The organism is Clostridium sp. (assembly GCF_018372875.1).
In the GTDB taxonomy this organism is placed as follows: domain Bacteria; phylum Bacillota; class Clostridia; order Clostridiales; family Clostridiaceae; genus Clostridium.
Window position 1 is genome coordinate 23,897 of record NZ_JAHAIF010000004.1, and the last position, 25,032, is coordinate 48,928.

Genomic DNA, 25,032 nt, shown 5'->3' on the forward strand with positions numbered 1-25,032 from the left:
ACAAGTCATAGGAGGATTATTTTTATGCTACGCTATAACTTACCTTATGATGGAATGAGATACATAGTTGATAAAGATACGAAACTCATTCATGACCTTGATAATGAATCATCTTTATGCTACATAAATAACATAAGTGAAGAAAAGATTATAATGTTAGAAAGTGAAGATGATGTTCAAATCCTATGTGAAACTGAAAACTATCGTGGTTGCCATTGGTGTAATTCTCGTTTTGACACTGACCTAACTATATGTTAAAAATATACTTATTATTAATGATATGTTTAAAATATGTGTAAGCAAAACCAAAGAATATAATATAGTTATTACTATTAATATATAGTTTGATATCTTTAATTGCTTTAAGGTTGCATCTTTCATCCTGTATAATATAAACCTTATAAGAAAAAATACTAAAATCACTTTAATAAATACTGCTTTTAAAGGATTATCTACTATGGTTGCCATAACTTTATTTCCTTCTTCAAAAAGGTTTGTTTGCAATAAAACTATGGTAAATATAATGTCAGCTACATTAAGAAAGTATAATATCTTGAATTTTTTCACTATGCTTTCATAACTATAATTCTTAATAAATGTATTCATAAGTCACTCCAAATTTTAATGTTATACATTTTAAGGATTGACTTATTTATAAAAAATAAACACCTAATTTCCAAAATGAGAAGGTGCATCAAAGTAGTATTACTTAGATGCACCTTCCCTTATTTATTTAAAAATAAAGTATTCTTTATCTCCTCTAACATATCTTAATGACCCTAAAGTCATATCATATCCCGCTAGATATCCTATATCTCCATCAGAAAATTTTACACTTCCAGAAACATATGAATAGTTTTTCTCATTAATATCTGTTGGTGCTGCTGACATCTTGAAGGGATCTGACATTTCTATATAAACCTTCTCTTCTAAGGTATTATCATCAAGCTTATATACATACATATTTTCACTTGATATAGGATGAAGATTTACTTCACTTCCATCTTTATTAACTGTAACTACACATGTATTATCACCTTGAGTAAAATTACAATTAATTGGTTTTAAATCAATACTTTGAGTAATCTTTTCTGTATTTAAATCATATACAAAAAGTCCAAAGTATCCATGAAAAATAATTTTATCATCAGAGGCAAAATCAAGCATAACCATGTCTGCCCCCACATCTTGCTGTGTTGTAACCTTTGGAATGGTAGGCTCAATTTTATTTTTTTTAGCACTACTCTCTTCTGTTTTAGCACAACCTATTAACAAGAATGATAAAACTGCTAAAGTAACCATTCTTACAGTCTTTTTCTTCATCTTAACACCTCCAATAAATTATACATATTATAACATATACTAGTTCTATAGATATTAAATAAAAATGAAGAAAAATCAGACTATTCTATATCTTCGCCATTAGAAGCTATAACCTTCTTATACCATTAAAAACTCTTCTTCTTACTTCTCATCAACTCCATCAAGCTCTACAGCATCCTTCATTGTTTTTATATGTTGTCTTAAATAATCAATTCTATAATCATCTTCTGCATAACCATTTTCGTCTGGTATATCCACTGCCCCTAATCCATTTTCAATTATAAATAATGGCTTTTGATATCTATCATATAAATTGTTCATTGTTATTCTTAATCCAAGGGATCTATTTTCCATCCCCATTCACTAGCCTAAATAATTTTCTCTATCCTTATTTAAAGCTTCAAATACATCCTCTGGTTTACATGGGTATGGATAATACTGACCTGCTGCTAACATGCATCCAAACATATTATTTTGATCTACTTCATTAGCAATTTTAGTAGCTAATGCACTTGCAACTAATTCATGATGAGCTTCTTGATACTTAACTTGTTCCTTATTTTCTCCTTCTTAATTTGGTTCAGCATCATCCACATTTGGAAAAATTCTACTCCACCCCATAGAAAATCTTTTCTAAATCCCATTTTAAAAACTTCTTTCCTAAATAAATATGTAAATATATAAACACATAAATATATATTCTTATATTTGTATATTTATATACTTTAAAAATAAAAAGAAACACCAGTATGTAGCGGTGTTTCCTTCTAATCAATATTATCTTTTTTATTCTTCTTATCTTAATCTACTCTACAGATTTTAACGATTCAACCATAGGTATCTTCTTAAGCTTCTTATACATTACTAAATTTACCAAAACAGCAAATCCCATAGTAATCACAACAGCTATTAGATAACTTAAAATGTTTATATTTCTTCCAAACATCATTGCATCAAACTCAACAGTTATCATTATAAATCTATGAAGTATAGTTCCCAGGGCAAGACCAACTACGGAACCAATAGCAGTAAGTACTAGATTTTCTCTATATACATAAGCTGAAACTTCATTATCATAGAACCCAAGAACTTTAATTGTAGCTATTTCTCTTAATCGCTCACTTACATTAACATTTGTTAAATTGTAAAGTACAACAAAGGCTAGAGCCCCTGCAGAAACAATTAGTACTATTACTACAATATTTAAACTGCTAATCATATTATCAAAATTATTAACTAATCCACTATAGAAAGAAACAGACTTAACTATATCATTATCCATAAGCTCTGCTCCTAAAACTTCTTCTACCTTTGTTGAGGTGTCATTTAGTTTTAAAGCTAGTGTATTTATTTCATTAGTCACACCAAAAGTAGACTTATAATATTCAGGTGACATAAATACATAGTGATCAACATACATTTCACTAATAGCTGATACTTCTACTTCTTTTCTATCTCCATCTTCATTTTCTATAGTGATCTTATCACCTTTTTTAACACCAAGGGACTTAGAAAGTTTTTCAGTTATAACAACTCCACTATTATCGAGCTGTATTTCCTTTTGGCTACTTCTTTCTCTAAGAGATATAAAGTCCTTAAATTCACTTATATTCTTAGGTACAATTAATTTTACTGACTTATCTTCTCCATCATCTGTTGCCTTGCTATTAAAAGTGCTCATTTCGAAAATATCTTCAACTCTACTATCATTCTTATACTTATCAAACAAATCTTCTTTATCAATTAAAGCAGACTCTTTATCAATTGATACTTGGCCATCATATTTAATAATTTCTCCAAATTGCTTTGAAGCAATTGTACTAATAGAATCCTTTATTCCAAAGCCAGCTAAAAGTAATGCAGTACACCCTGATATACCTATTACTGTCATGAAGAATCTCTTCTTATATCTAAATATATTTCTCGCTGTAACCTTCTCTGTAAAGTTCAATCTCTTCCATATAAAAGATATTCTTTCTAAGAAAATTCTCTTACCTTCCTTTGGAGCCTTAGGCCTCATTAGAAGTGATGGTGTTTCAATAAGCTCTTTATAACAAGCAAGTACAGCTGCTAAAGTTGTAACTGACACAGCTACCAAAATAGCTATCATACTTAAAGGTAGATCTACTAATAACTTTACCTTTGGAACTGTGTACATAATTCCCCATGCATAGAATATTACTGTTGGAAAAAGAACTACCCCAATGGCTAATCCTACAACTGCTCCTAATGTACTTGCCACAGCTGCATAAACTATATATTTAGAAGAAATACTTAACTTACTATAACCAAGTGCCTTTAATGTGCCAATAGTTCCTCTTTGTTCATCTACCATTCTTGTCATAGTAGTTAAACAAACTAATGCTGCAACTAAAAAGAAGAATACTGGGAATACATTAGCAATATCTCCTATTTTATCAGCTGAAGCACCATAATCCATATAACTATAGTGACTATGTCTATCTAAAACATACCAATCTGGTGCTTTTGCATCTTGAAGGTCTTTTTCAGCCTTATCTAACTTCTCTTTTGCAAGAGAAAGTTCTTCCTCACCAAGCTTTTTAGCTCTCTCTAACTCTTCTTCACCTTGCTTTATGTCTTGTTTTCCTTCTTCAATCTTTTTTCTTCCCTCAACAAAAGCATTTTTCCCCTCAATCTCGGCTTTTTGGAGATTTGCTTTTTCATTCTTTAAAGTAGCCCATCCTGAGTCTAATGTAGCTCTTCCATCTTTTAATTTCTGTTCTGCATTAGCTATTTGATTCTTTCCAGCCTCTACAACATATGAAACAGTATCATAAGCTTTTATTCTAGACTCTTTAGCCTTAATTTCAGATTGAATTATGACTTTTTGGGATTCACTTAGATTAGGATCATTAAGCTTTTCCTTTAATTCCTTAACTTCCTCTCTTAACTTATCAACTTCTTCTTTATTATTCTTTAAGTAATCTTCAGATTCTTTAATACTACCTTCTGTTGCTTCCTTTAATTGATTAAAGGCTTTTAGATTTGTATTGTACTCCTCTTCTCCAGCCTGTAACTCTTTTTCTGCTGCTGCTATTTTATCCTTACCTTCTTGAATTTGAGTAGGAAATTCCATTTCTTGTCTATCTAATTCTTTTTCACTAATAATAAGATCAATTTTTCCCTCTTGAAGTTTTTCTTCATTTGACTTTATTTCATTTTCATACTTTATTTTATTCTCTTCATATTCCTTTTTACCATTTTCTAATTCTTTTCTACTTTCCTCTAGAATCTCATTAAAACGAATTGGACTTCTTTCATGGCTTAAGTTTTCTAAAGGCTTAGTCACCTTATCTGTAACATTAAAATATTCATCACTGTAACTATTTAGTTCTTTTGCTCCATCCACTGTAAGTAGAACCTCAGTATAAATATCCATATTAAAATCTTCTTCTGGAATCATGATGAAATTATTAATAGATCCATGTCCAATATTGGAACTTCCCATTTCAAAAGAAAGGTAGTTAGGTGTATTAGCTATACCTACAATTGTAAATTCACTAACTTTAAGATTTTCACTTATATCGTCCTTTGTTCCAGATGTAAGCTTAATCTTATCTCCAACCTTTACCCCCATACCATTGAAATTACCTGCGCCTACTATACACTCTCCAGACTTTTCAGGAAGTCTACCTTCCTTAATTTCTGCCCTATTAATGTAGTTATCAGTATCATTTTTAGCATCCTCTAAGGGTATTCCATGCACCTTTAGTACAAACTCTGATGAATTTATCTCTGTTAAAACATCAATGCTATGAGTTGGAAAAATCCCCTTTATACCATCAAGCTTTTTAATTTCAGCTACATCACCATCAGTTAATCCTATAGGAGATACAACTCTTATATCCATTAAGTTATACTCATCAAAGTATTTATCTGCCGATGCTTTCATTACAGGCTCACCTTCTTTTACTCCTGCAAAAAAAGCTACCCCTATACCTACAATGGCAAATATAGAAAGAAATCTACCAAAAGATTTTTTTATCTCTCTTACTGTATCTTTTACCAGTGCATTTTTCATACTACCACTCAATCCTTTCTACAGGAACTGGATTTTCATTAACCTTGATTGAGTGAACTTTGCCATTCTTAACTTGAATAACCTTGTCTCCCATTGGAGTTAATGCAAGATTATGAGTAATAACTACTACTGTCATTCCTTTTTCCCTACATGTATCTTGTAACAGCTTTAATACAGCCTTACCAGTATTATAGTCTAATGCTCCAGTTGGTTCATCACAAAGAAGTAGTTTAGGATTCTTAGCTAATGCCCTTGCTATAGCAACTCTTTGTTGCTCTCCTCCTGATAATTGAGCTGGAAAGTTATCCTTTCTTTTTTCAAGCCCTACTGCTTTTACAGTTTCAGCTACATCTAATGGATTTTTGCAAATTTGAGTTGCAAGCTCAACATTTTCAGTAACAGTTAGATTTTGAACTAAATTATAAAATTGAAATACAAACCCAATGTCGTATCTTCTGTATGTAGTTAATTCTTTAGAACTGTATTTACTAATTTCAACTCCATCAACAATTATTTCACCACTTGTTGGAGAATCCATTCCCCCTAATATGTTTAATATTGTTGATTTTCCAGCTCCACTTGCCCCTGCAACAACAACAAATTCCCCTTTATTTATAGAAAAGTCAACGCCGCTTAACGCTTCTATTTCAACTTCACCCATTTTATAAATCTTTTTTACATCTTTAAACTGAATATAATCCTTCAATAAAAAATCGCCTCCAAATAATCTACTAATCTTTAGCATTATTCCCCTTATTTATTATGTTATTTAAAGTATACTAAAGCTTCATAATAATCTCAATGTTTGTATTGTACCATTTTTGCCTATTATGTATAATAATAATTATTAAATGAAGCATTCTTCAAAAAATTTATTTAAAAGGAGATATTAATGTTTGGATATGTAACTCCTCTAAAGGGTGAATTAAAAGTTAAGGAATATGAACTTTTTAGAGCATATTACTGTGGTGTTTGTAACAGCATAAAAAGAGACTTCGGCAATATACCAAGAATGACTCTAAACTATGATATGACATTCTTAGCTATATTATTAGATAGTTTAAATAAAAATAAGATAAATATAGTTCATAAAAACTGTATAGTTCACCCACTACAAAAGAGAAATATAGTAATTGAAAATGAAGCAATAGATTATGCTGCTGCAATGAATATATCACTATTCTATTTTAAAGTATTGGACGATGTGAAGGATGATAATGATTTAAAAAGTAAATTTTTATCTCTTACTTTATTACCTTATAAAAGAAAATTTTCACACTCAGTACAAAAAATTAATGATATAATAAAAGAAAATTTATCAATTCTGTCTAACTATGAAGATAATAAAAACTTTTCTTCTATTGATGAGATTTGTCATCCTTTTAGTGTAATTGTTGGAGAAATTCTAAAAAACTATCCTAATGAAATATTAAATGATTCAGAGGAATCAAGAAGTAATCTCTATGATTTAGGATATGGTCTTGGAAAATGGATTTATCTAGTTGACGCTTTAGATGACCTTAAAGAAGATATGGAAAAGAATAAATTTAATCCAATAAATTATTTATATAATACAAATAATCTTACATATGAGGAATTAATTATACAAATTAGAGATAGAATTGAATTTAATATTTTAAGTTGTGGTTGCAGATGTAAAGAGTCCTTAGATAAGCTTAATTTACATAAAAACAAAGAAATTTTAGAAAATATAATTAACTTAGGAATGATGGACAAATATCTTGCCATAATAAATAACTGCAAAAAGATGAAAGGAAGTGATTCTTAATGAATCCATATGAAGTTTTAGGTATAAAACCAGGTGCATCACAAGAGGAAATTAAAAGTGCTTATAGAAAATTAGTAAAGCAATATCATCCAGATCAATATAGAGATAACCCTCTTCAAGAATTAGCTCAACAAAAGCTAGCTGAAGTAAATGATGCTTATAACCAATTAACAAATGGTAAGTCTTCAGGAAATTATAGCTCAAATACATCAAGTTCTTATTCAAATAATAATTCATATGGTAACTCTGCTTCTGAATTATCACAAGCAAGAGCTTACCTTCAAAGAAGAAATACAGCGGCTGCCGAAGCTATATTAAATAGAGTTTCTGATAGAAATGCTGAATGGTACTTCTTAATGGGAGTAGTTCACTCTAATAAAGGTTGGTATGATTCTGCTCTTCAAAATATAACAACTGCTGCAAATATGGATCCAAATAACTTTGAATATAGACAAACATTACAGCAATTAAGTTCAAGAGCTAGAGGATATGGCCAACCGTACTACAGAACAACTGGTGGTAACTCAGCAGATTGTTGTGCCAACTTAATTTGCTTAGACTGTTGTTGTGAAGCAATGGGTGGAGATTTAATATCTTGTTGTTAGTAGAATAATGGAGGTTTATTATGAAAGCTAAAGATATTTCCCTTGGAGGAATTTTAGTTGCATTAACTATTGTTACACTATATTTAACACTGCTTATTCCAACAAACACAATAGCTATTATGACACTTGCCTCCGTATATATACCTATTTGTTTAATAAGAAGTAATATTAAAACATCTATTTTTGTTTATGTTGCTTCAACTATAATATCATTCTTTATATTGCCTATTAACTATTCCATAATGTATGCCTTATTTTTTGGGGTATATGGATTAGTTAAGCATTTCATAGAGAAGTTAAATAAAATACCTGTTGAAATAATTATTAAACTTTTATTTTTTAATATAGTTTTGACTATTGGACTATTAGCTCTAAAGCTATTTGGAGTTGGTATAGATATGAAATTCTCAGTTGGAATTATGTATATTTTAGCTCAACCAGTATTTTTAGTATACGATTATGCGTTAAGTACATTAATAACTATGTATTATAAGAAATTCCACAAAAAAAGCTCCCTTTAGAAGGGAGCCTTTTTAATTCTTTAGGAAATTATATCTATTATTAAATTGTGGATAACTTCAACAATTTAGGGAGAGATTGAGTGATATTAATTTTACATAAGTGGTGCAAATACTCGAAGTATTGCCCTAAGGAATCTATTGGACCATTTAACCTTCTTAGTATCCTCTAAAGTTATATTTTGCGATACCTCTAATATGTTTAAGAAATCTTCTTTAATCTGCATTACAGATTTAGTTTTATATAAGAAAACACCACATTCAAAATGTAAATAAAGACTTCTATAATCCATATTAATAGTTCCTACTACACCTATCTCATCATCACAAACAAAAGTTTTTGAATGAATAAATCCTGGGGTATATTCATAGATTTTTACTCCAGCCTCAATAAGCTGAGCGTAATATGCCCTTGTTACAATATGTGCATACCATTTATCTTCAATGAATGGTGTTACAATTCTTACATCAACCCCACTTTTGGCAGCTAAAGTTAGAGCAGTTACTAACTCATTATCTATTATCAAATATGGAGTATTTATGTAAATATAATCCTTGGCTTTATTAATTATATTCAAATATACATTTTCTCCCACTAGCTCATTATCATAAGGACTATCACCATATGGTTGTACATATCCATCAGTAGCAAAGTCATCTGAATGATACATTTTAGGTCTATACTTATTATAATCCTCTCTATTAAATCCAACGAAATTCCAAACCTGAAGAAACATTACAGTTAAATTCCACACAGCTTCACCTTTTATCATAATAGAAGCATCCTTCCAATGACCAAACCTTACAATTTCATTAATATATTCATCTGCTAGATTAATACCACCTGTAAAAGCTGTATGTCCATCAATTACTGTAATTTTTCTATGATCTCTATTATTAACGATTATAGAAAGAATAGGTATAAATTTATTAAATACCTGACACTTTATACCTAGCTTCTCCATCTTTTCATGGTACTTATTAGGTAATGTTGTTATACACCCCATATCATCATAAAGAAGTCTTACGTCTACCCCCTCTTTTACTTTCTCAACCAATATTTCCAAAATACTGTCCCACATTTTACCTTCATGAATAATAAAATATTCCATAAATATGTAATGTTCTGCTTTCTTAAGTTCTTCTAATAGCTTTTCATAAAATACTTCTCCTGGAGATAAAAACTCAGTGGTAGAATTCTTATATATAGGGTAAGCTGCATAATCATTAATATATTTCACCTGATTATATACACTCTTATCTATGTCTTTTATTTCTTCAATAATAGCTTCATCTTGTTTTAGTAATTCTTTAGCTTCGTAATACTCTGCATCTATTTGCTTCTTTAAGGTTCTCCCAATTTTGTTACCACCAAATAAAAGATAAAATAGTCCCCCAAAAACAGGAACTAATAAAACAGGAATTGTCCAGGCTAATTTATATGATGGATTATCTTTTCTACTAACTATATAAACTACAACTACTAAACTTAATATTACAAATAAAGCATACATATAAACAAAAGATTCACTTAATTTCCATATTCCTAATATTAAAATTATTAATTGTATAAGTACTAATACCCCAACTATAAATATTCTATTAAAAATAAGTTTTAATAATTTACGCATTTATCCTCCTTGTTAACATAATTTTACCTCTATTCTATATCAATATTTCTAATAAATCAAACACCCCTAATATATACAAAATATTACAATATATTTCAACCATTTATATACATAATTGTAAAATATCACTTGTGATATGGGAGGTTTTATTATGAATAACAACATTAATTCAATACTTACATGAATGAAAGGTATAATCTACCTACCGCCCTTCCTAATACTTCTTACATAAAAATTGGCTCAGGTAAAACTCTAGTTGAAAGTTCAGATTCTAATAAAATAAATATTATTTAACATTGCTAAAGATAATTATGATATTGTAAGCGTTATAGAAAACTTAACTTTAAGTACTGTTCCTTATTTTTGATACTAATATGGAAGAACTTTATTGTTTGTTTGATAAATTTAAATCTTCTTTCTAATACTTTAAAGTTTACTTCAACTAATGGAAATATCTTTTTAACGCTAACATATAACCATAAAGACTTAAGCATTAGAGTATGGAATACTGGTATTGGTATTCCAAAAGACAAATCTTGAATACTCTGATTTATTTTAAAAAGGAACTGTTGCAAATCTCAGCAACAGTTCCTTTCACTTATCCTCTTTCCTTTCCAATAAACATTACGGCTAGTGCATCTGGACCAGCATGTGTACCAATAACAGGACCTATATTATTTAAAATCACATTCTTAAATTTGTATCTCTCAATTACCTTTTCTCTTAAGGCATTAGCATCTTCTTCACAGTCTGAATGAGCAATAAACACTATCTGTTCTTCTAAGTTAACAGATTTTAATTCTATTTCATTTAATAAATAATTTATTGCTTTCTTTCTTCCTTTTAACTTAACTCCAGGTACAACCTTACCTTCTTTAGTAACTTTTAGTGTAGGCTTTACCCCAAGTAACCCTCCAATTGCTGCAGTTGTTCCAGATATTCTTCCCCCTCTTTTTAAATGTTGAAGATCATCAAGAATAATAGCATATTGTACTTTTGTTCTATTATCTACAATCCACTTTACAATTTCATCTATATTTTTTCCACTTTTTTTTAGCTCATTTGCATAATAAACTAATAATCCTTGACCTAAAGTTACACCTTTAGAATCAATAACTTCAATTCTTCTATCTTTATATGACTCTAAAAGATTTTCCCTAGCTATTCTTGCACTATTATATGTCCCACTAAGTTCGCTAGCTAAAGATATATAAATTATGTCATTTCCTTTTTCAAGTTCTTTCTTAAAAGCTTCTTCAAAAGTAAATACATTAACCTGTGCAGTTGATGTTAATTCACCTTCTCTTAAAGATTTATAAAAGTCATCATACTTTATAGTTTGTCCTAAATCATCTTCTAAGAATTCACCTTTAATATTTACTGTTAGACAAACTAAACCAATATTATTTTCCTTAACTATATTTAAAGGTAAGTCACTTGCTGAATCTGTATAAATTTTAATACTCACTATTAATTCCTCCATTTTTCATAGTGTTACAGATAGTATAAATGATACCTTTAACAAATTCAAATTATTTGATAATCAAATTATTTAATTTTCAAATTTATCCTCTCTAAATCATCTTATTTCTTTAATTTTCACCAATCTTAATTTATATATATGAACGAAAAAAGTAATAAAAACCTTATGCCTTTATTACTTCTTAATCTTTATACTATCTTGAATTTAACTTTTCTTTATATTCTAGTTCTATGATTCTCTTTTTTAACTTCTTGTTTTCATTAAGCAGTTCTTCATAATCATCAATAGATAAAGCCGCCTCTTCATCTTTAAAAATTGTCTGTCTTGCAGACTCCTTTAATATACTATTATAAAATCTAGTTTGATTATTGTTCTTGTTCTCTATTGTTGCATCTAATAGTCCATCTCTTATCATTATTACTCTATTAGAGAAACTTGCTATATATGGGTCATGAGTAACCATTACTATTGTAATATTATCTTCTTCATTTAATTTTCTTAATATTGATAATAACTCATCAGAATTCTTTGTATCTAATGCACCTGTAGGTTCATCTGCTACTATAATTTTAGGATCAGTAATCAAAGCTCTACATGCTGCTACTCTTTGTTTTTGTCCTCCTGAACATTCTGAAGGATATTTATCTAGTATAGTATCAATTCCTAACCTTTTAGAAACATACTCTGCTCTTTTATCGCATTCTTCCTTTTCAGCTCCCATAATTATTAATGGAGATGTTATATTATCCCTTATGGTTAAGTTGTCTAATAGATTACAATCCTGAAATATAAAAGAAATATACTCTCTTCTTAAAATACTTAATTGCTTTTCTGTAAAAGATCTAATATATTTACCATCAATATATATTTTTCCTCTAGTTGCTTGATCAATTGTGGCTAATAAATTTAAAAGAGTTGTTTTACCAGAACCAGAAGGTCCCATTATAGCAAGAAACTCTCCTTCTTCAATATCAAGATCAATCCCTTTTAAGGCTTGGAATGGGTTCTTAAAACTTCCATACTCCTTAATTACATTTTTAGCTTCAATTATTTTTCCCATTTATATCCCTCCATAAATTTCTTTTCCTATAAGACGTGGGTATTTTGAAATCCCATTGTTACCCCCCTAACTATATTTTATAAAAGAAAAATCACAATCTAATCTCAAATTCAAAACAAAATATAACAATTTTGTTACAATGAAAAAAGAGAAGTAGATATTTATTGGCTTGTTCTGTCACAAGGCTCCAAGTCACAGCAAAACAAATATCCACTCCTCTTATACTGAAGGTAATGAAATTATAAAAATATTATTATACATTTTATAATTTTTCATAGTTGTCATCTCATCTATTAATTAAATTATCTCATACTTTTTATAGCCTAATTTAAATATTAAATATCCAAGTAGAATAACTATTGAAGCAGTTAAAAATGGTAGCTTGCTTCCATAAGCAAATATAAACCCTGAGTATAAGGAACCAATTATCATCCCAATTGCTCTTGCTGAGTTTTGTATTCCAGCTATCTTTCCATTATCCTTATTTGATACCTTTGAAATAATATTTTGAAGCATAGGTTGATAAACAGCAGAACTTCCTACGAATAGTAGAATAAATAGGAAGAATAATGGAACTAAATTAAATAATGTTGCTCCTCCTATACATAAAGCCATTGAAATTCCTGAAATTCTTAAGGCTTTGACCTCTCCAAACCTTTTTGCAAGCTTTCCAGTAAAAAATATATTAATTAAGAATCCAAAAATTCCAGCTATAGCTAAGAATATACCATTAACTGTTGGTGGAAGTGATAATACTGACTCTATATAATAATTAATACTTGAATTGTAGCTAGTTACAGCAAAGAAAAATACTACTACCTGGCTCATTATAAAAATAACTTTTGGATTAAGTGAATTTATAGATTTAGAATACATTTTTTCCTTCTCTACTTTTTCTATATTTTTATTAGTAACAGTTTCTTCTAAGAAAAGATAAAATAGTATGCAAATAACTATACTTAAAACAAATTGTACAGAAAAGGTTATTTTATAATTATTATTTCCTATAACTCCACCTAGAAGAGACCCTATAGCTCCACCAAAAGTTGATGCAGCAGCATAATAGGTCATACCTTTTAATCTTCCCTCTTCATCTGTAATATCAGCAATATAGGCAAGAATTACTGTTAAAAAACTTATAACTGATGCTCCACCTATAAATCTCCAAAAAACAATAATAACTGTATTACTACTAAATCCAAAACCTACTTGAGATATCCCATATCCCAAAATACCTAAAATCATAAATTTAATTCTTCCACCTTTATCAGATAACCTTCCCCAAATTGGTGAAAAAATAAAATTCCCTATAGACATAGCTGCAAAAAAAACTCCAAATAAATATGAAGGTAATTTATTTTGAGTTATAAACATTGGCGTTACTGGATGAGCCATATTTAATACTATATAAGTTAATGCAGTTAGAACCGTAACTGTTTTTAATGATTTACTCCTCATTTTTTCTCCTCTCATCTTACGTTTTCCTCTATTAGTATACATAAGGAAAGAAGTATTCTCAAGTTATACTCTATTTAGTTTCATTATATTTCCTATCATTATTATTTCTTTAAGTGAAAAAATACTTATAAGAGGTGAAGTATAATGAAAAACATACTTATAACTGGATGTGGATCTGGCCTTGGAAGAAAGGCTGCAATTGCACTAGCTAATAGAGGACATTTTGTATATTCAACTACTCATACTCAGGAACAAGCTGACCACTTAAATAAATTAAATAAAAAGTGGTGTCTCCCTATGTATGCATTTAAATTAGATATTAGAAATCCGAATGATAGATATAAAGTAAGAAGACTAAATTTAGATATCCTTATTAATAATGCTGCTATAGGTGATTCAGGCTCTGTTTGTGAAATTAATGTTGATAAATATAGAAATGTCTTCGAAACTAATGTTTTCTCTGCCATTGAATTAACTCAAGAAGTTTTAAAAGGTATGATTTCTAAAGGAGAAGGAAGAATTATATTCTTATCCTCCCTTGCTGGACGTTCTCCTATTCCATTTTTATCTCCTTATTGTAGTAGCAAATTTGCCATAGAAGGTATAGTTCCCGCCTTAAATATGGAGCTTAAAGAATTAAATAAGGTTGATATTCCTGTAATTTTAATAGAACCAGGCGCCTATTCTACAGGCTTTAATGAAAAAAATATAAGTAAACAATTTGAATGGATGAAGGTAAACTCATATTTTAAAAATAAAATTAGAAAGTTAGAAAAAAAACAATTTAGATACTTTAAAATAACTTCTTCTTCAAATTTTTCTTCTATAGTTACCCAATATATTAGAGCAGTAGAAGATCTAAAACCAAAGGAAAGATATATTGCGCCTAGTTATCAAGGAGTATTTATAAAAATAAAAAACATTTTTACTAAGTAGCTAAAAATAGTGCTTTAAAATAACGATAATTATAGCTCTATATAAATAATAATTAAAAGAGAAACTACAAATAAATGCAATTTCTCTTTCTTAAATATTTATTCTACTGGATATATTTCTTTTATAATTTTATTCTTATTTCTAATTGTAGCTAGAATACCTATAATTGTTATAGGCCCAACAGCACTTATAATTAAAAATACTGAGAATATTGGTGAAAAATAACCTGCTATTATATATACAATAAAATTTGATAAAAGTAGTATAACAGGTAGCATTAAACCTAATCCAAAGAAAAGTATATTTTCTTTATATATAATGCTTATAATCTCCTCTTTACTATAACCAAGAATTTTTAATTGTTTATATTCCCTTATCTTTTTTTCCCACTCTACAATAGTTTTATAAAGTAGGGCTAATCCAACTAACATACTTGTTATAATATAACAATAAAGAGAACTTGATATAGCACCATCTACTATACTATATCTTACAGTAATCATACTGTAATAAAGAAGAGATAAAACTAAACCTAGTATGAAATATAACGAACCTCTTAAGGAGCTTATAAAGTTTCCTATATAAATTTTTCTTAACCCCTTATAAGTAAAACTCATTCTGCTAAGCTTTTTCCCTATGGTTGGGACAAAATATTTTATAATTCCATATAATCCAAATAATCCACCGAAGGATAGGATATATACAGCATATTCAGCGCCTTGAGTATTTCCCCAAAAAATTGCAAATAAAATTGGTATTAAAAATAAAATCACAAAAATTATATTAGGAACTTTAACATGTCTTGAATCTATTTGAGATCTATTATTATTAAGATTTAATAATTCAACAGGTTCTCTTCTATAAACATCACCTAAATTTAAAAGACCTACCACTCCAAATTCGAACAAAAACACTAGTAAAGTATACTTAAACATATAAAAATTAATGGTCCAAATATCTCCCCAATGGCCTGAAATGCTATACATTAAAATGTTGCTTAAAGGAACAAATATAAATCCAAGTACTGTTCCGATAGCTCCTCCTACAAGAAAGAATATACTATTTTCAAACATTATATACTTTACTCTATCTCCAATAGTTGCACCATTTATTGTAAAGAAGGCAAACTCTTTTCCCTTATTCTTTATAAAATATGAATTACAAAAATAAGTAAATACTAAAACTACTAAAAATAAGATTAAAAAGTTTTGCCCATGAAGCAAGGTAGGTTCTTCTATAAAAAATTGCAGCTTAGAATCAAGTTGAACTATTTCTTTCTGGCTTTCATCAATAATTACAGTATCTACTCCTTCAAAATAAGTAGCATTTGTAAAACAATTTAACACCATTAACACAGTAATAAATGAAATTACTATAGCAAATACATAAATAGAATTATCTTTTAAATCTTTCTTTATATTTAATAAAGCGTATCTTAACATTCCCATTTTTTTCTCCCCCTTTAAAGTTTATATATCTGTGTCATAAAAAAAGTTTTTCTTAGATAAAAATAAATAAGATAAATACGGAACTGTAATATTTATTATTAAACCTAACACTAATGAAAATATTAAAGGTATAAAAATATTCACAGCACTAATAACAACACTATAGGGAACTAACATAATAATATAACTTCCTATATAGGGTCCAAATATAAGTATTGGTACAGAAGATATAATAAATGTATAATAGCCTTCCATAACAACTAGCTTTTTAACATCTCTCCTGTGCATACCTATTGCCATTAAGGTTTCAAACTCTACTCTTCTTGATATAAGGCTTGTCAAAGTACTATTAGTAATATTTATTATGGCTATAATTTCTATAATCAAGGATATTATTAATCCTATTTTAGCAAAACCATTTTGTAATTTTATAATATCGTTTCTAATACTTATACTAGAAAATCCATCTGTATTTTCATTAAAAAACATATTCAAGCTTTTCTCTATATCCAAAGATAAATAAGCATTAATTGCAAATATTATAATTATTGATGCAAAAACAATAGATCCTATTGTTAATATACTTCTCTTCTTATTACTAAGTATATTAGAAATAGCAATATCTTTTAATTTAATTCTTCCATTTGTTAAAGAAAAGCTCATACTTTTATCTAAGGTCTCAGAGCTATCACTATAATCAAATTTTATATTTTCAACTGTATCAGATGGTTTACTACTACTAAAATTAATAATTAAAGTAATAACAATTAAAGTTAATACTATTAAAAAACAGGGATACCTTACTTCTCCTATTAATGTATATCCAGTAATATTAACTACATCTTTACATATAAAATTACTTATTAAGTATGCAATTGCTATTCCTAAAGGAATACCTATAACACTGCACCTCATTCCTTGATAGAATAGTAGCTTTCTTACATTCCTACCCTTCATACCAACAATTCTTAATAATTTATAAGTACTTCTTTCTGTAATTACATGGATATATAAAATAGTGTATATTATGAGATATGATGCAAAGGATATTAACATTATTAGAAAGGTTATTGCCATATTACAATTTTTAAGCATTGTCATATTACCAGAATATATACTTAAATTATCATTACTGTCTTTAATAATACCTACAACATTAAATTCATTGTTCTGTATAATACTTCCATCATCATTAAGTATAACCCCTACATTAACCTTACTTCCAATTTTGACACCCTCTAAGGATTTATATGCCTCATAACTTAATAATAGGTCATTTGAGTTTCTTGGAAAGTCTCCTACTAAAAGATTTATCCCTTCCTTTTTAAAAAACTCTGGTGATGAAGTTTGTTTTAACACTATCCCATTCTTTTCATATATTAAAGTTTTGTTATTTAAACTACTATAAACGTCTTGAGTAGTAAAGGATATATTCCTAACCTTAAAAAAATCATAAGATACACTACCCCCATTTATAAATTCATTTACATCTCCATTAGTATCTCCTTGTATATATTCTTGGCCTTCATAAAACTTAATAGTTTCTATAGCATTGTAACCAATAATAAAAGTAATCATTATAAGAGAAGTAGAAAACATAATTGCTAAGGTTAAAAAGATATTTCTCATCTTACAATTACTAGATATTTTATTACATAACTTAAATAAAATCCTTCTATTCTTGATATCAATCATATTTTAATCCTCTACTATTTTTCCATCTTCTATTCTTATAGTTCTATGAGCTAATTGAGATATATCTTCATTATGAGTAATCATTACAATAGTTTGATTATATTTCTGAGCTGAATACCTTAATAAGCCAACTACTTCTTGGCTCATCTTAGAATCTAAATTACCTGTTGGCTCATCAGCTAAAATCAAAGCTGGTTTTGAAGCTAATGCTCTTGCTATTGCAACTCTTTGCTGCTGACCACCTGAAAGCTGAGATGGTAAAAAGTTAATTCTATTTTCAAGCCCTAGAGTTTTTATTATTTCATTAATATACTCCCTATTTACTTTAAGTCCATCAAGTTCTATTGGCAAAACGATGTTATCATACACCTTTAGCACATTAATTAAGCTATAATTTTGAAATATAAAACCTATTTGTCTTCTCCTAAAAACAGTTAGTCTATCTTCATCTAAAGAATAAATATCCTCACCATCAATTACTACCCTACCCTCATCTGGCCTAGTTAATCCACCTAAAATATGAAGTAAAGTAGTTTTACCACTACCTGAAGAACCTATAATTGCTACAAACTCCCCCTTCTTTATTTCTAAGCTAATGTTATCCACTGCTTTTACTAATTTTTCTCCACTGCCAAAATACTTTTTTAAACCAATTGCCTCTATCATAACTTTTCCCCTCATTTATATTTTATAAAATGAAAATAACATTCTAATCTCAAAATAAAATTAAATATCACACTTTTGTTACTTTTATAAAATAAGAGGTGATAAACACCTCTTTTAACTTACTATTTCTTTAACAAAAATACTGAAAAAGTAGATCCTACTCTCTTTTGAGATGATACCTTGATATATCCACCTTCCTTGTATATTATCTCCCTAGCTAAATATAAACCAACACCAAGTCCTTTAACCTCTTTGACATCTTCACTTCTATAAAATCTTTTAAATATATTATTTATCTCACTCTTATGTATTCCTATTCCTTCATCAATTATATCAATTCTAATAAACATATCTAAAGGAATTACCTTAACTTTAATATTACTTCCTTTATGAGAATACTTAATTGCATTTTCAATTAAATTTAGTAAAGCTTCAGATGTCCACTTTAAATCAAATATTCCTTTAATAGTTCTGTCACACTCCACTTCTATAGAAATATTCTTCTTTTCTCCTTCAGAAAAAGCTCCACTTAAAGCTAATGCTAAAACCTCTTCAATAAAATATTCCCCTTCACTTAATGAAATCAGCTCACTTTCAAGCCTAGATATTTTTATAAGTCCATCAATAAGCCACCTTAACTTATTAATTTGGCCATCCATTAATAATAAAAACTCCTTACTTTGATTAGAATCTAAGTTCTTTTCTATTAAAGTAGAATTATACATAGAAATATTTGTTAAAGGGGTTTTTACTTGATGGGACAAATCAGTAATAAAAGATTGAATTCTACTCTTTTCTTCCTCATACTTATTCTTTTCAGATTGAAGTATGGTTATTAACTCCTTTAGCTTATTGTCTTCCCTTGATGATATTGTATCCTCTGTAATATTAAATCTAGCCTCAATCTTTTTATCCATTACTTCTTCTAAAAAATCACATCTTTTATCTGAGGCTTTAACTAAGCCTTTCTTTATGTACATAAAGTTTATTAAAACTGTTAGCACTGAAATTACAACATTTATGGCAAATACAATCATTAAATATTCATTTTCCTTGTCCAACATAAAACAATAACCTATAAGTAGCATGAAGGAAGAAATGGATATATAAAAATAAAATAGCTTTTTCGAAAAAAGTTTCATTCTATACATCCTCTCCAATCCACATATAACCTATACCATATATAGTCTTTATATACTTCACTCCATCATCCTTACTTTCAATTTTACTTCTCAATCTATTTATATTTACTGTTAGAGCATGTTCATCAATAAAGTTCTGATCCTTATCCCAAAGTTCTTCTAAAAGATTATTTCTTGTAAGAACTTTTCCTTTTGAATTAACAAAAACCCTTAAAAGCTTAAACTCTGTTGGCGTAATATCAATTCTTTCACCACTTTTATTAAGTATGAATTTATCAAAGTCAATCTCTAAATTATTAATCTTATAAATATAAGTTTTTTTATTTCCTTCATACCTTCTCAATACAGCTTGTACCCTTTCCTTCATAATACTTAAGCTAAATGGCTTAGTTATATAATCATCTGCTCCAAGTTTAAAACCATTAACAATATCAAACTCCATATCACAAGCACTTAAAAATATAATTGCAGTATTTTTGTTCTTTAATCTGATCTCGCTACATAAATCAAACCCACTTCCATCTGGAAGATTAACATCTAAAATTATTAAATCATAGTCCTTTTCAATTTCTAATCTACCTTCAAAAAGAGAATATACTCCCCTTACATCAAAGCCTTCTTCTTTTAAATTAAAAGTAATGCCTTTATTTAATGCTCTATCATCTTCAATTATTAGTATCTTTTTCATCTTATCCCCCACATAATTACCCACAATGCTTTTTATACATTAAGAGAAACACCATCAATAACGGTGTTTCCTCATTATCTTTTTATCATATTCATATAAGTTACTATCTTCTCTTATCTTTAAAATATCTAACCTTATCTTCTTCATTTATCTCTCTAAGAACTCTACAAGGATTTCCTACAGCAACAACTCCTGATGGAATGTCTTTTGTAACTACACTTCCTGAACCAATTACAGTGTTCTTTCCAATTGTTACTCCAGGATTAATTATTACTCCTGCTCCTATCCATACATTATCCTCTATATTTATAGGAAATGCATACATATCTCCTTCACTTCTCCAATCAGGGTCAACAGGATGACCAACTGTAATTAAAGTAACTCTTGGACCAAATAAAACATGATTTCCAATATTTATTGGAGCTGTATCTAAAAAAATGCAATCAAAATTCACAAAACAACTATTTCCAAAAGAAATATTCTTACCATACTCACAATTAAATGGTGGTAATATATGTACGTCCCCACTCTCTTTAAATAGCTGCTTTAACATAGGTTCGTTTCTTCCAACATTTAAAGCATTTCTTGCATTAAACTCATAAAGTATATTACGTGCATTGCACATATCTTTATACAACTCTGGATCTCCAGGTCTAAATAGTTCACCATCTCTTATACAATCTTTTACACTTTTACCCATATTAATCACCTCTAAACATTAATAACCCTAATTACATTAAAACACTTTTCTGTATACCTTTCCACTATTATCTATATAAATAAAGAAAGAATATTGGTAAATTTGTAATACTTTTTAAATATTATAACAGTTTTCTACACCAATTATACTAATAACGCAAATATTTACACAAAAACAAATAGCTAATGCAAGGTATTAATATTTGCATTAGCTACTCCTTTATTAATTAAAAATCACTTTGCTTCTTTCTAAGGTATTAGTAAGAAACGAAAGTAAAACCCCATAATTAGTAATATATACTTTTCTTTCTTTACATAAATTAATTCTATTTAAGATTGTCTTCCTATTAACCATGCACCCACCACAGTGTATTATTAACTTATAATCCCCTATATCCTCTGCAAAATCATATCCTATTTTAAATTCAAAATTTAATTTACCACCTACATACTTTTCTAATAGTGTTGGAATTTTTACTCTTCCTATGTCTTCATGGGAGACATTATGGCTACAACTTTCTGAAATAAGAACTTTATCACCTGGTTTAAGATTTCTTACTCCCCATACTCCATTTATAAATTCATTTATATCTCCTTTTTGCCTTGCAAAAAGCATAGAAAAACTTGTAAGCATTATTTCTTTAGGAACAATTTCATTAACAAGCTTAAACGCTTGAGAATCTGTTACAACTAAATCAACGTCTTTTATCTCCTCTAATGCCTCTTTTAGTTCTGTATCTCTTACAACATAACTCTTTATACCATGATCTAAGCAATCTCTTATACATTGAACTTGTGGAAGTATTAACCTTCCCTTCGGTGCTTCTGAATCTATAGGAACAACTAAAATAACCTTTGAACCATATGGTAGTAAGTCCCCTATCAAAGGTAATTCTTCCTCTTCTCTTTCTATTAGTTCAATAAGCTTTTCTTTAACTTCTTCTATATCACTATCATATTTAGTAGATATAAATATTGCATTTTCACAATCTTCTTTCATCTCTTTTATCTCATTATTTTCTAGCATATCTACTTTATTTATTACAAGTAAGTAAGGGATATTGTATTTCTTAAACTCTTTTTTCATTTTATTAAATGAGGATAAATCTTTATCCTTCCCATCAATAATGTAAAGAGCAATATCTGTCCTTTTTAGTAAATCTAAGGTTTTATTTACTCTTAAATCCCCAAGAGCAGTATTATCTTCAAGACCAGCTGTATCAATATATAAAACTGGTCCTACTGGAATAAGCTCTACACCTTTACTAACTGGATCTGTTGTGGTTCCTTCTCTTTCAGATACTATTGAGATATTAGAGTTACAAAGTCTATTAAAAAGAGAGGACTTTCCAGAATTAGTTTTTCCATATAGAACTACGTGCTTTCTATTCCCTCTAGGCGTATTGTTCATAGTTCCTCCTAAATATACAGATCTCTTTCACCATTTTTTAATCTATCTATATTTCTTATAACAAAATCTCTAGTCTCTTTTTTATTTATTTTTTCTGCTTCTCTTCTTACTAGAGCTTCTGCTTTATTCTTAAATTCTTCATCACCATAATCTAATGCATATTCCATTAAGGTAGATAATGCATTAGGTTCACAGCAATATTGAATTTCCCCTGATTTTGCAAGTTCCATAAACCTATCACCAGTTCTTCCTCTTCTATAGCAAGCTGTACAATAGCTTGGAATATAGCCATCATCTATTAATTCCTTTAATATTTCCAAAGGACTTCTTTCATCTGAAAGCTTAAATTGTGTAATTTCTTTTTCTTCTTCTCTTTCCTTATAACCGCCAACTCCTGTACTTGAACCTGCGCTCATTTGTGATATACCATGCTTTAATAAATCTCTTCTCATTTCAGCATCTTCTCTTGTAGATATAATCATTCCTGTAAAAGGTACTGCAATTCTAATTATTGCAACTATCTTCTTAAAGGTTTCATCATCCACTAAATGAGGGAAATTTTCTAATGACACACCTTCTGCCGGTCTAAGTCTAGGAACTGATATAGTATGAAATCCTACACCATACTTTTCTTCTAGGTGTTCATTGTGAATCATAAGCCCAAGAACCTCAAATTTAGGATCAGCTAATCCAAATAAAACTCCTGCCCCTACATCATCTACTCCACCTTCCATTGCTCTATCAAAAGCTGTTAAATGATACTCATAATTACTTTTTAAGCAATTTGGATGTACTTTTTCATAAGTAGGTTTATGATAAGTTTCTTGGAATAGAATATAAGTTCCAATACCTGCTTCCTTAAGCATTTTATACTCTTCAACTGTAGTGGCTGCAATATTAACATTTACTCTTCTGATTTCCCCATTATCCCTTTGTGTATTATAAATAGTTTTCAAGGTTTCTAAAACATATTCAATAGGAGCATTTACTGGATCTTCCCCAAGTTCTAATGCTAACCTCTTATGTCCCATTTTTTCAAGAATTCTTACTTCCTGTGCCACTTCTTCTTGAGTAAGTTTTCTTCTTTTAAAGCTATTACATCTATGATATCCGCAATAAATGCAGTTATTTACACAATAATCACTTACATAAAGTGGAGCAAACATAACTATTCTTTTTCCGTATATATCTTTTTTGATTTGTCCAGCTATTTCATACATTTCTTCTATTTGTTCTTTATCTTTAATTTGAAGTAGGAGGGCTATGTCCCTATGCTTTAAACCTTCTTTTCTTTTAGCCTTTTCTAGCACCTCTTGTATTTGTTCTTTTGTAGCATTTTTCGATTCATCTAGAAGTCTTTCAATGTAGTCCTTATTTATAAACATAATTTTTCCTCCTTAACCCATTGAATATTATCTCCACGACCAATCTCAACCTGAAATCCTGCTCTATTAATTCTCCCTTCAATGCACCTTCTACATTCTGCAGCTTCATCTCCAGTACAAATCTTACCATCATAAAGAGAATACTTGTCCCTAACATCTGTTGGAGAAAGATTAGGCATTACTACATTTGCTCCTGCCTTAATTCCAAGTTCTCTTCCTATTGGATTTATACTTCCTAATGCAGTTGTTGCAGGTAATAAAACATTTGGTAGAAGTAATCTAACTATGGCCAAAATAGTTATTGTATCTTCTAAGGTACCACCCTTTTCATCCTTTAAACTGGTATCTTTATGAGGTATAAAAGGTCCTATTCCACACATTTCTGGTGTTAGCTCTTTTACATAAAGTAAATCATTTACTAAATCTTCTGTAGTTTGGTTTGGTAATCCTACCATGAAACCTGCCCCTATTTGATATCCTATTTTCCTAAGATTTAATAAACACTCTCTTCTATTTTCAAAACTCGCTCCTGGATGTAATTTTTCATATAGTTCTTTAGTTGCAGTTTCATGTCTTAAAAGATATCTATCTGCACCTGCTTTAAACATTCTTTCATAAGATTCATAACTTCTTTCACCTAAAGAAAGAGTAATTGCATTATTGGGGAATCTTTCTTTAATCTTAGTTATTATTTCAACCATTATATCATCTGTAAAATAATCATCTTCCCCACCTTGAAGAACATATGTTTTATAACCAAGCTTGTCCCCTATTTCTGCACATAATAATATTTCCTCTACAGAAAGCCTATATCTATCAGCTTCTTTATTCCCTCTTCTAATTCCGCAATACTCACAATTTCTTTTACAGTAATTAGTAAACTCAATAAGGCCTCTCATATAAACCTTATCTCCGTATGCTTTCATTCTAGTATCATGAGCCTTATCTATTAGATAATACTTAGACTCTTCATCTAGATTATCTAATAGATAAATAAGCTCTTCCCTAGAGGCATTGTTTTCATTGTATAACTTATCAATAATGTCTCTAATA

The 25,032-nt window shown here is 28.9% G+C and carries 23 protein-coding genes and 1 pseudogene; 6 read left to right on the forward strand and 18 right to left on the reverse strand.

All coding sequences use genetic code 11. The features are described from left to right. Positions 1-24 precede the first annotated feature (24 nt). Entirely contained in the window at positions 25-258 is a 234-nt protein-coding gene (locus KIB46_RS02410; protein WP_291670596.1) for a hypothetical protein, read from the forward strand. Here KIB46_RS02410 and KIB46_RS02415 read toward each other — a convergent pair. The 5 genes and pseudogenes from KIB46_RS02415 to KIB46_RS02435 form a co-directional block, all read right to left on the reverse strand. Beyond that, entirely contained in the window at positions 244-606 is a 363-nt protein-coding gene (locus KIB46_RS02415; protein WP_156562522.1) for a DUF5658 family protein, read from the reverse strand. The two genes, KIB46_RS02410 and KIB46_RS02415, sit on opposite strands and share 15 nt — an antisense overlap. Before the next feature lie 123 nt (positions 607-729). After that, entirely contained in the window at positions 730-1,323 is a 594-nt protein-coding gene (locus KIB46_RS02420) for a hypothetical protein (protein WP_291670599.1), read from the reverse strand. Between the two features lie 125 nt (positions 1,324-1,448). Beyond that, positions 1,449-1,893, reverse strand: a pseudogene (locus KIB46_RS02425) (family 1 glycosylhydrolase); the annotation flags it as partial. 235 nt (positions 1,894-2,128) lie between these two features. Then, positions 2,129-5,365, reverse strand: a complete 3,237-nt coding sequence (locus KIB46_RS02430) for an FtsX-like permease family protein (protein WP_291670600.1) — start codon at positions 5,363-5,365, stop codon at positions 2,129-2,131. A gap of 1 nt (position 5,366) precedes the next feature. Next, positions 5,367-6,071 (reverse strand): ABC transporter ATP-binding protein, encoded by a 705-nt coding sequence (locus KIB46_RS02435; protein ID WP_156562546.1) that lies wholly within the window; start codon positions 6,069-6,071, stop codon positions 5,367-5,369. 186 nt (positions 6,072-6,257) lie between these two features. Between KIB46_RS02435 and KIB46_RS02440 the strand changes: the two genes are divergently transcribed. The 3 genes from KIB46_RS02440 to KIB46_RS02450 are packed head-to-tail and all read left to right on the forward strand — an operon-like array spanning position 6,258 to position 8,280. Beyond that, positions 6,258-7,154 carry a DUF5685 family protein gene (locus KIB46_RS02440; RefSeq protein ID WP_291670602.1) on the forward strand — a complete coding sequence of 299 codons (897 nt, stop codon included), beginning with the start codon at positions 6,258-6,260 and terminating at the stop codon, positions 7,152-7,154. After that, the gene (locus tag KIB46_RS02445) at positions 7,154-7,759 is read left to right on the forward strand and encodes a J domain-containing protein (RefSeq protein WP_291670604.1); all 606 of its coding nucleotides are present in this window, start codon (positions 7,154-7,156) and stop codon (positions 7,757-7,759) included. Before KIB46_RS02440 ends, KIB46_RS02445 begins: the two co-directional genes overlap by 1 nt. A gap of 20 nt (positions 7,760-7,779) precedes the next feature. Continuing rightward, entirely contained in the window at positions 7,780-8,280 is a 501-nt protein-coding gene (locus tag KIB46_RS02450; protein ID WP_156562533.1) for a hypothetical protein, read from the forward strand. Between the two features lie 92 nt (positions 8,281-8,372). Here the strand turns inward: KIB46_RS02450 and cls are convergent, their stop codons facing one another. Then, a complete protein-coding gene (gene cls, locus KIB46_RS02455; protein WP_156562534.1) occupies positions 8,373-9,908 on the reverse strand; it encodes a cardiolipin synthase in 1,536 nt (511 codons plus the stop codon). A 396-nt stretch (positions 9,909-10,304) separates the two neighbouring features. Between cls and KIB46_RS16355 the strand changes: the two genes are divergently transcribed. Further along, positions 10,305-10,448: an ATP-binding protein gene (locus tag KIB46_RS16355; RefSeq protein ID WP_363290045.1), complete on the forward strand. Its 144-nt coding sequence runs from the start codon at positions 10,305-10,307 to the stop codon at positions 10,446-10,448. A 58-nt stretch (positions 10,449-10,506) separates the two neighbouring features. Here KIB46_RS16355 and KIB46_RS02460 read toward each other — a convergent pair whose 3' ends face one another. The 3 genes from KIB46_RS02460 to KIB46_RS02470 form a co-directional block, all read right to left on the reverse strand. Then, entirely contained in the window at positions 10,507-11,376 is an 870-nt protein-coding gene (locus KIB46_RS02460; protein WP_156562536.1) for a DegV family protein, read from the reverse strand. A 208-nt stretch (positions 11,377-11,584) separates the two neighbouring features. Further along, the gene (locus KIB46_RS02465) at positions 11,585-12,451 is read right to left on the reverse strand and encodes an ABC transporter ATP-binding protein (RefSeq protein ID WP_291670608.1); all 867 of its coding nucleotides are present in this window, start codon (positions 12,449-12,451) and stop codon (positions 11,585-11,587) included. A 297-nt stretch (positions 12,452-12,748) separates the two neighbouring features. Continuing rightward, the gene (locus KIB46_RS02470; protein WP_291670609.1) at positions 12,749-13,909 is read right to left on the reverse strand and encodes an MFS transporter; all 1,161 of its coding nucleotides are present in this window, start codon (positions 13,907-13,909) and stop codon (positions 12,749-12,751) included. A gap of 144 nt (positions 13,910-14,053) precedes the next feature. Here KIB46_RS02470 and KIB46_RS02475 point away from each other — a divergent pair, with 144 nt between their 5' ends. Beyond that, the gene (locus KIB46_RS02475; protein WP_156562540.1) at positions 14,054-14,845 is read left to right on the forward strand and encodes an SDR family NAD(P)-dependent oxidoreductase; all 792 of its coding nucleotides are present in this window, start codon (positions 14,054-14,056) and stop codon (positions 14,843-14,845) included. A 98-nt stretch (positions 14,846-14,943) separates the two neighbouring features. Here the strand turns inward: KIB46_RS02475 and KIB46_RS02480 are convergent, their stop codons facing one another. From KIB46_RS02480 to hydE, 9 genes are all read right to left on the reverse strand, one after another. Further along, on the reverse strand, positions 14,944-16,293 hold the full coding sequence (locus KIB46_RS02480; RefSeq protein WP_291670612.1) for an FtsX-like permease family protein: 1,350 nt from the start codon (positions 16,291-16,293) through the stop codon (positions 14,944-14,946). A gap of 21 nt (positions 16,294-16,314) precedes the next feature. Next, on the reverse strand, positions 16,315-17,988 hold the full coding sequence (locus KIB46_RS02485) for an ABC transporter permease (RefSeq protein ID WP_291670615.1): 1,674 nt from the start codon (positions 17,986-17,988) through the stop codon (positions 16,315-16,317). 3 nt (positions 17,989-17,991) lie between these two features. Beyond that, positions 17,992-18,654 carry an ABC transporter ATP-binding protein gene (locus tag KIB46_RS02490; protein WP_049178249.1) on the reverse strand — a complete coding sequence of 221 codons (663 nt, stop codon included), beginning with the start codon at positions 18,652-18,654 and terminating at the stop codon, positions 17,992-17,994. A 122-nt stretch (positions 18,655-18,776) separates the two neighbouring features. Further along, positions 18,777-19,718, reverse strand: a complete 942-nt coding sequence (locus KIB46_RS02495) for a HAMP domain-containing sensor histidine kinase (RefSeq protein WP_291670619.1) — start codon at positions 19,716-19,718, stop codon at positions 18,777-18,779. Positions 19,719-19,797: 79 nt separating this feature from the next. Further along, on the reverse strand, positions 19,798-20,484 hold the full coding sequence (locus KIB46_RS02500; protein ID WP_156559100.1) for a response regulator transcription factor: 687 nt from the start codon (positions 20,482-20,484) through the stop codon (positions 19,798-19,800). Between the two features lie 103 nt (positions 20,485-20,587). Then, positions 20,588-21,184 (reverse strand): sugar O-acetyltransferase, encoded by a 597-nt coding sequence (locus KIB46_RS02505; protein WP_291670622.1) that lies wholly within the window; start codon positions 21,182-21,184, stop codon positions 20,588-20,590. Positions 21,185-21,406: 222 nt separating this feature from the next. After that, a complete protein-coding gene (gene hydF / locus KIB46_RS02510) occupies positions 21,407-22,594 on the reverse strand; it encodes a [FeFe] hydrogenase H-cluster maturation GTPase HydF (protein WP_291670624.1) in 1,188 nt (395 codons plus the stop codon). An 8-nt stretch (positions 22,595-22,602) separates the two neighbouring features. Further along, positions 22,603-23,979, reverse strand: a complete 1,377-nt coding sequence (gene hydG / locus KIB46_RS02515) for a [FeFe] hydrogenase H-cluster radical SAM maturase HydG (protein WP_156559106.1) — start codon at positions 23,977-23,979, stop codon at positions 22,603-22,605. After that, complete coding sequence (gene hydE / locus KIB46_RS02520) at positions 23,970-25,031, reverse strand: [FeFe] hydrogenase H-cluster radical SAM maturase HydE (RefSeq protein WP_291670729.1); 1,062 nt, start codon at positions 25,029-25,031, stop codon at positions 23,970-23,972. Before hydE ends, hydG begins: the two co-directional genes overlap by 10 nt. Between the last annotated feature and the right edge of the window lies 1 nt (position 25,032).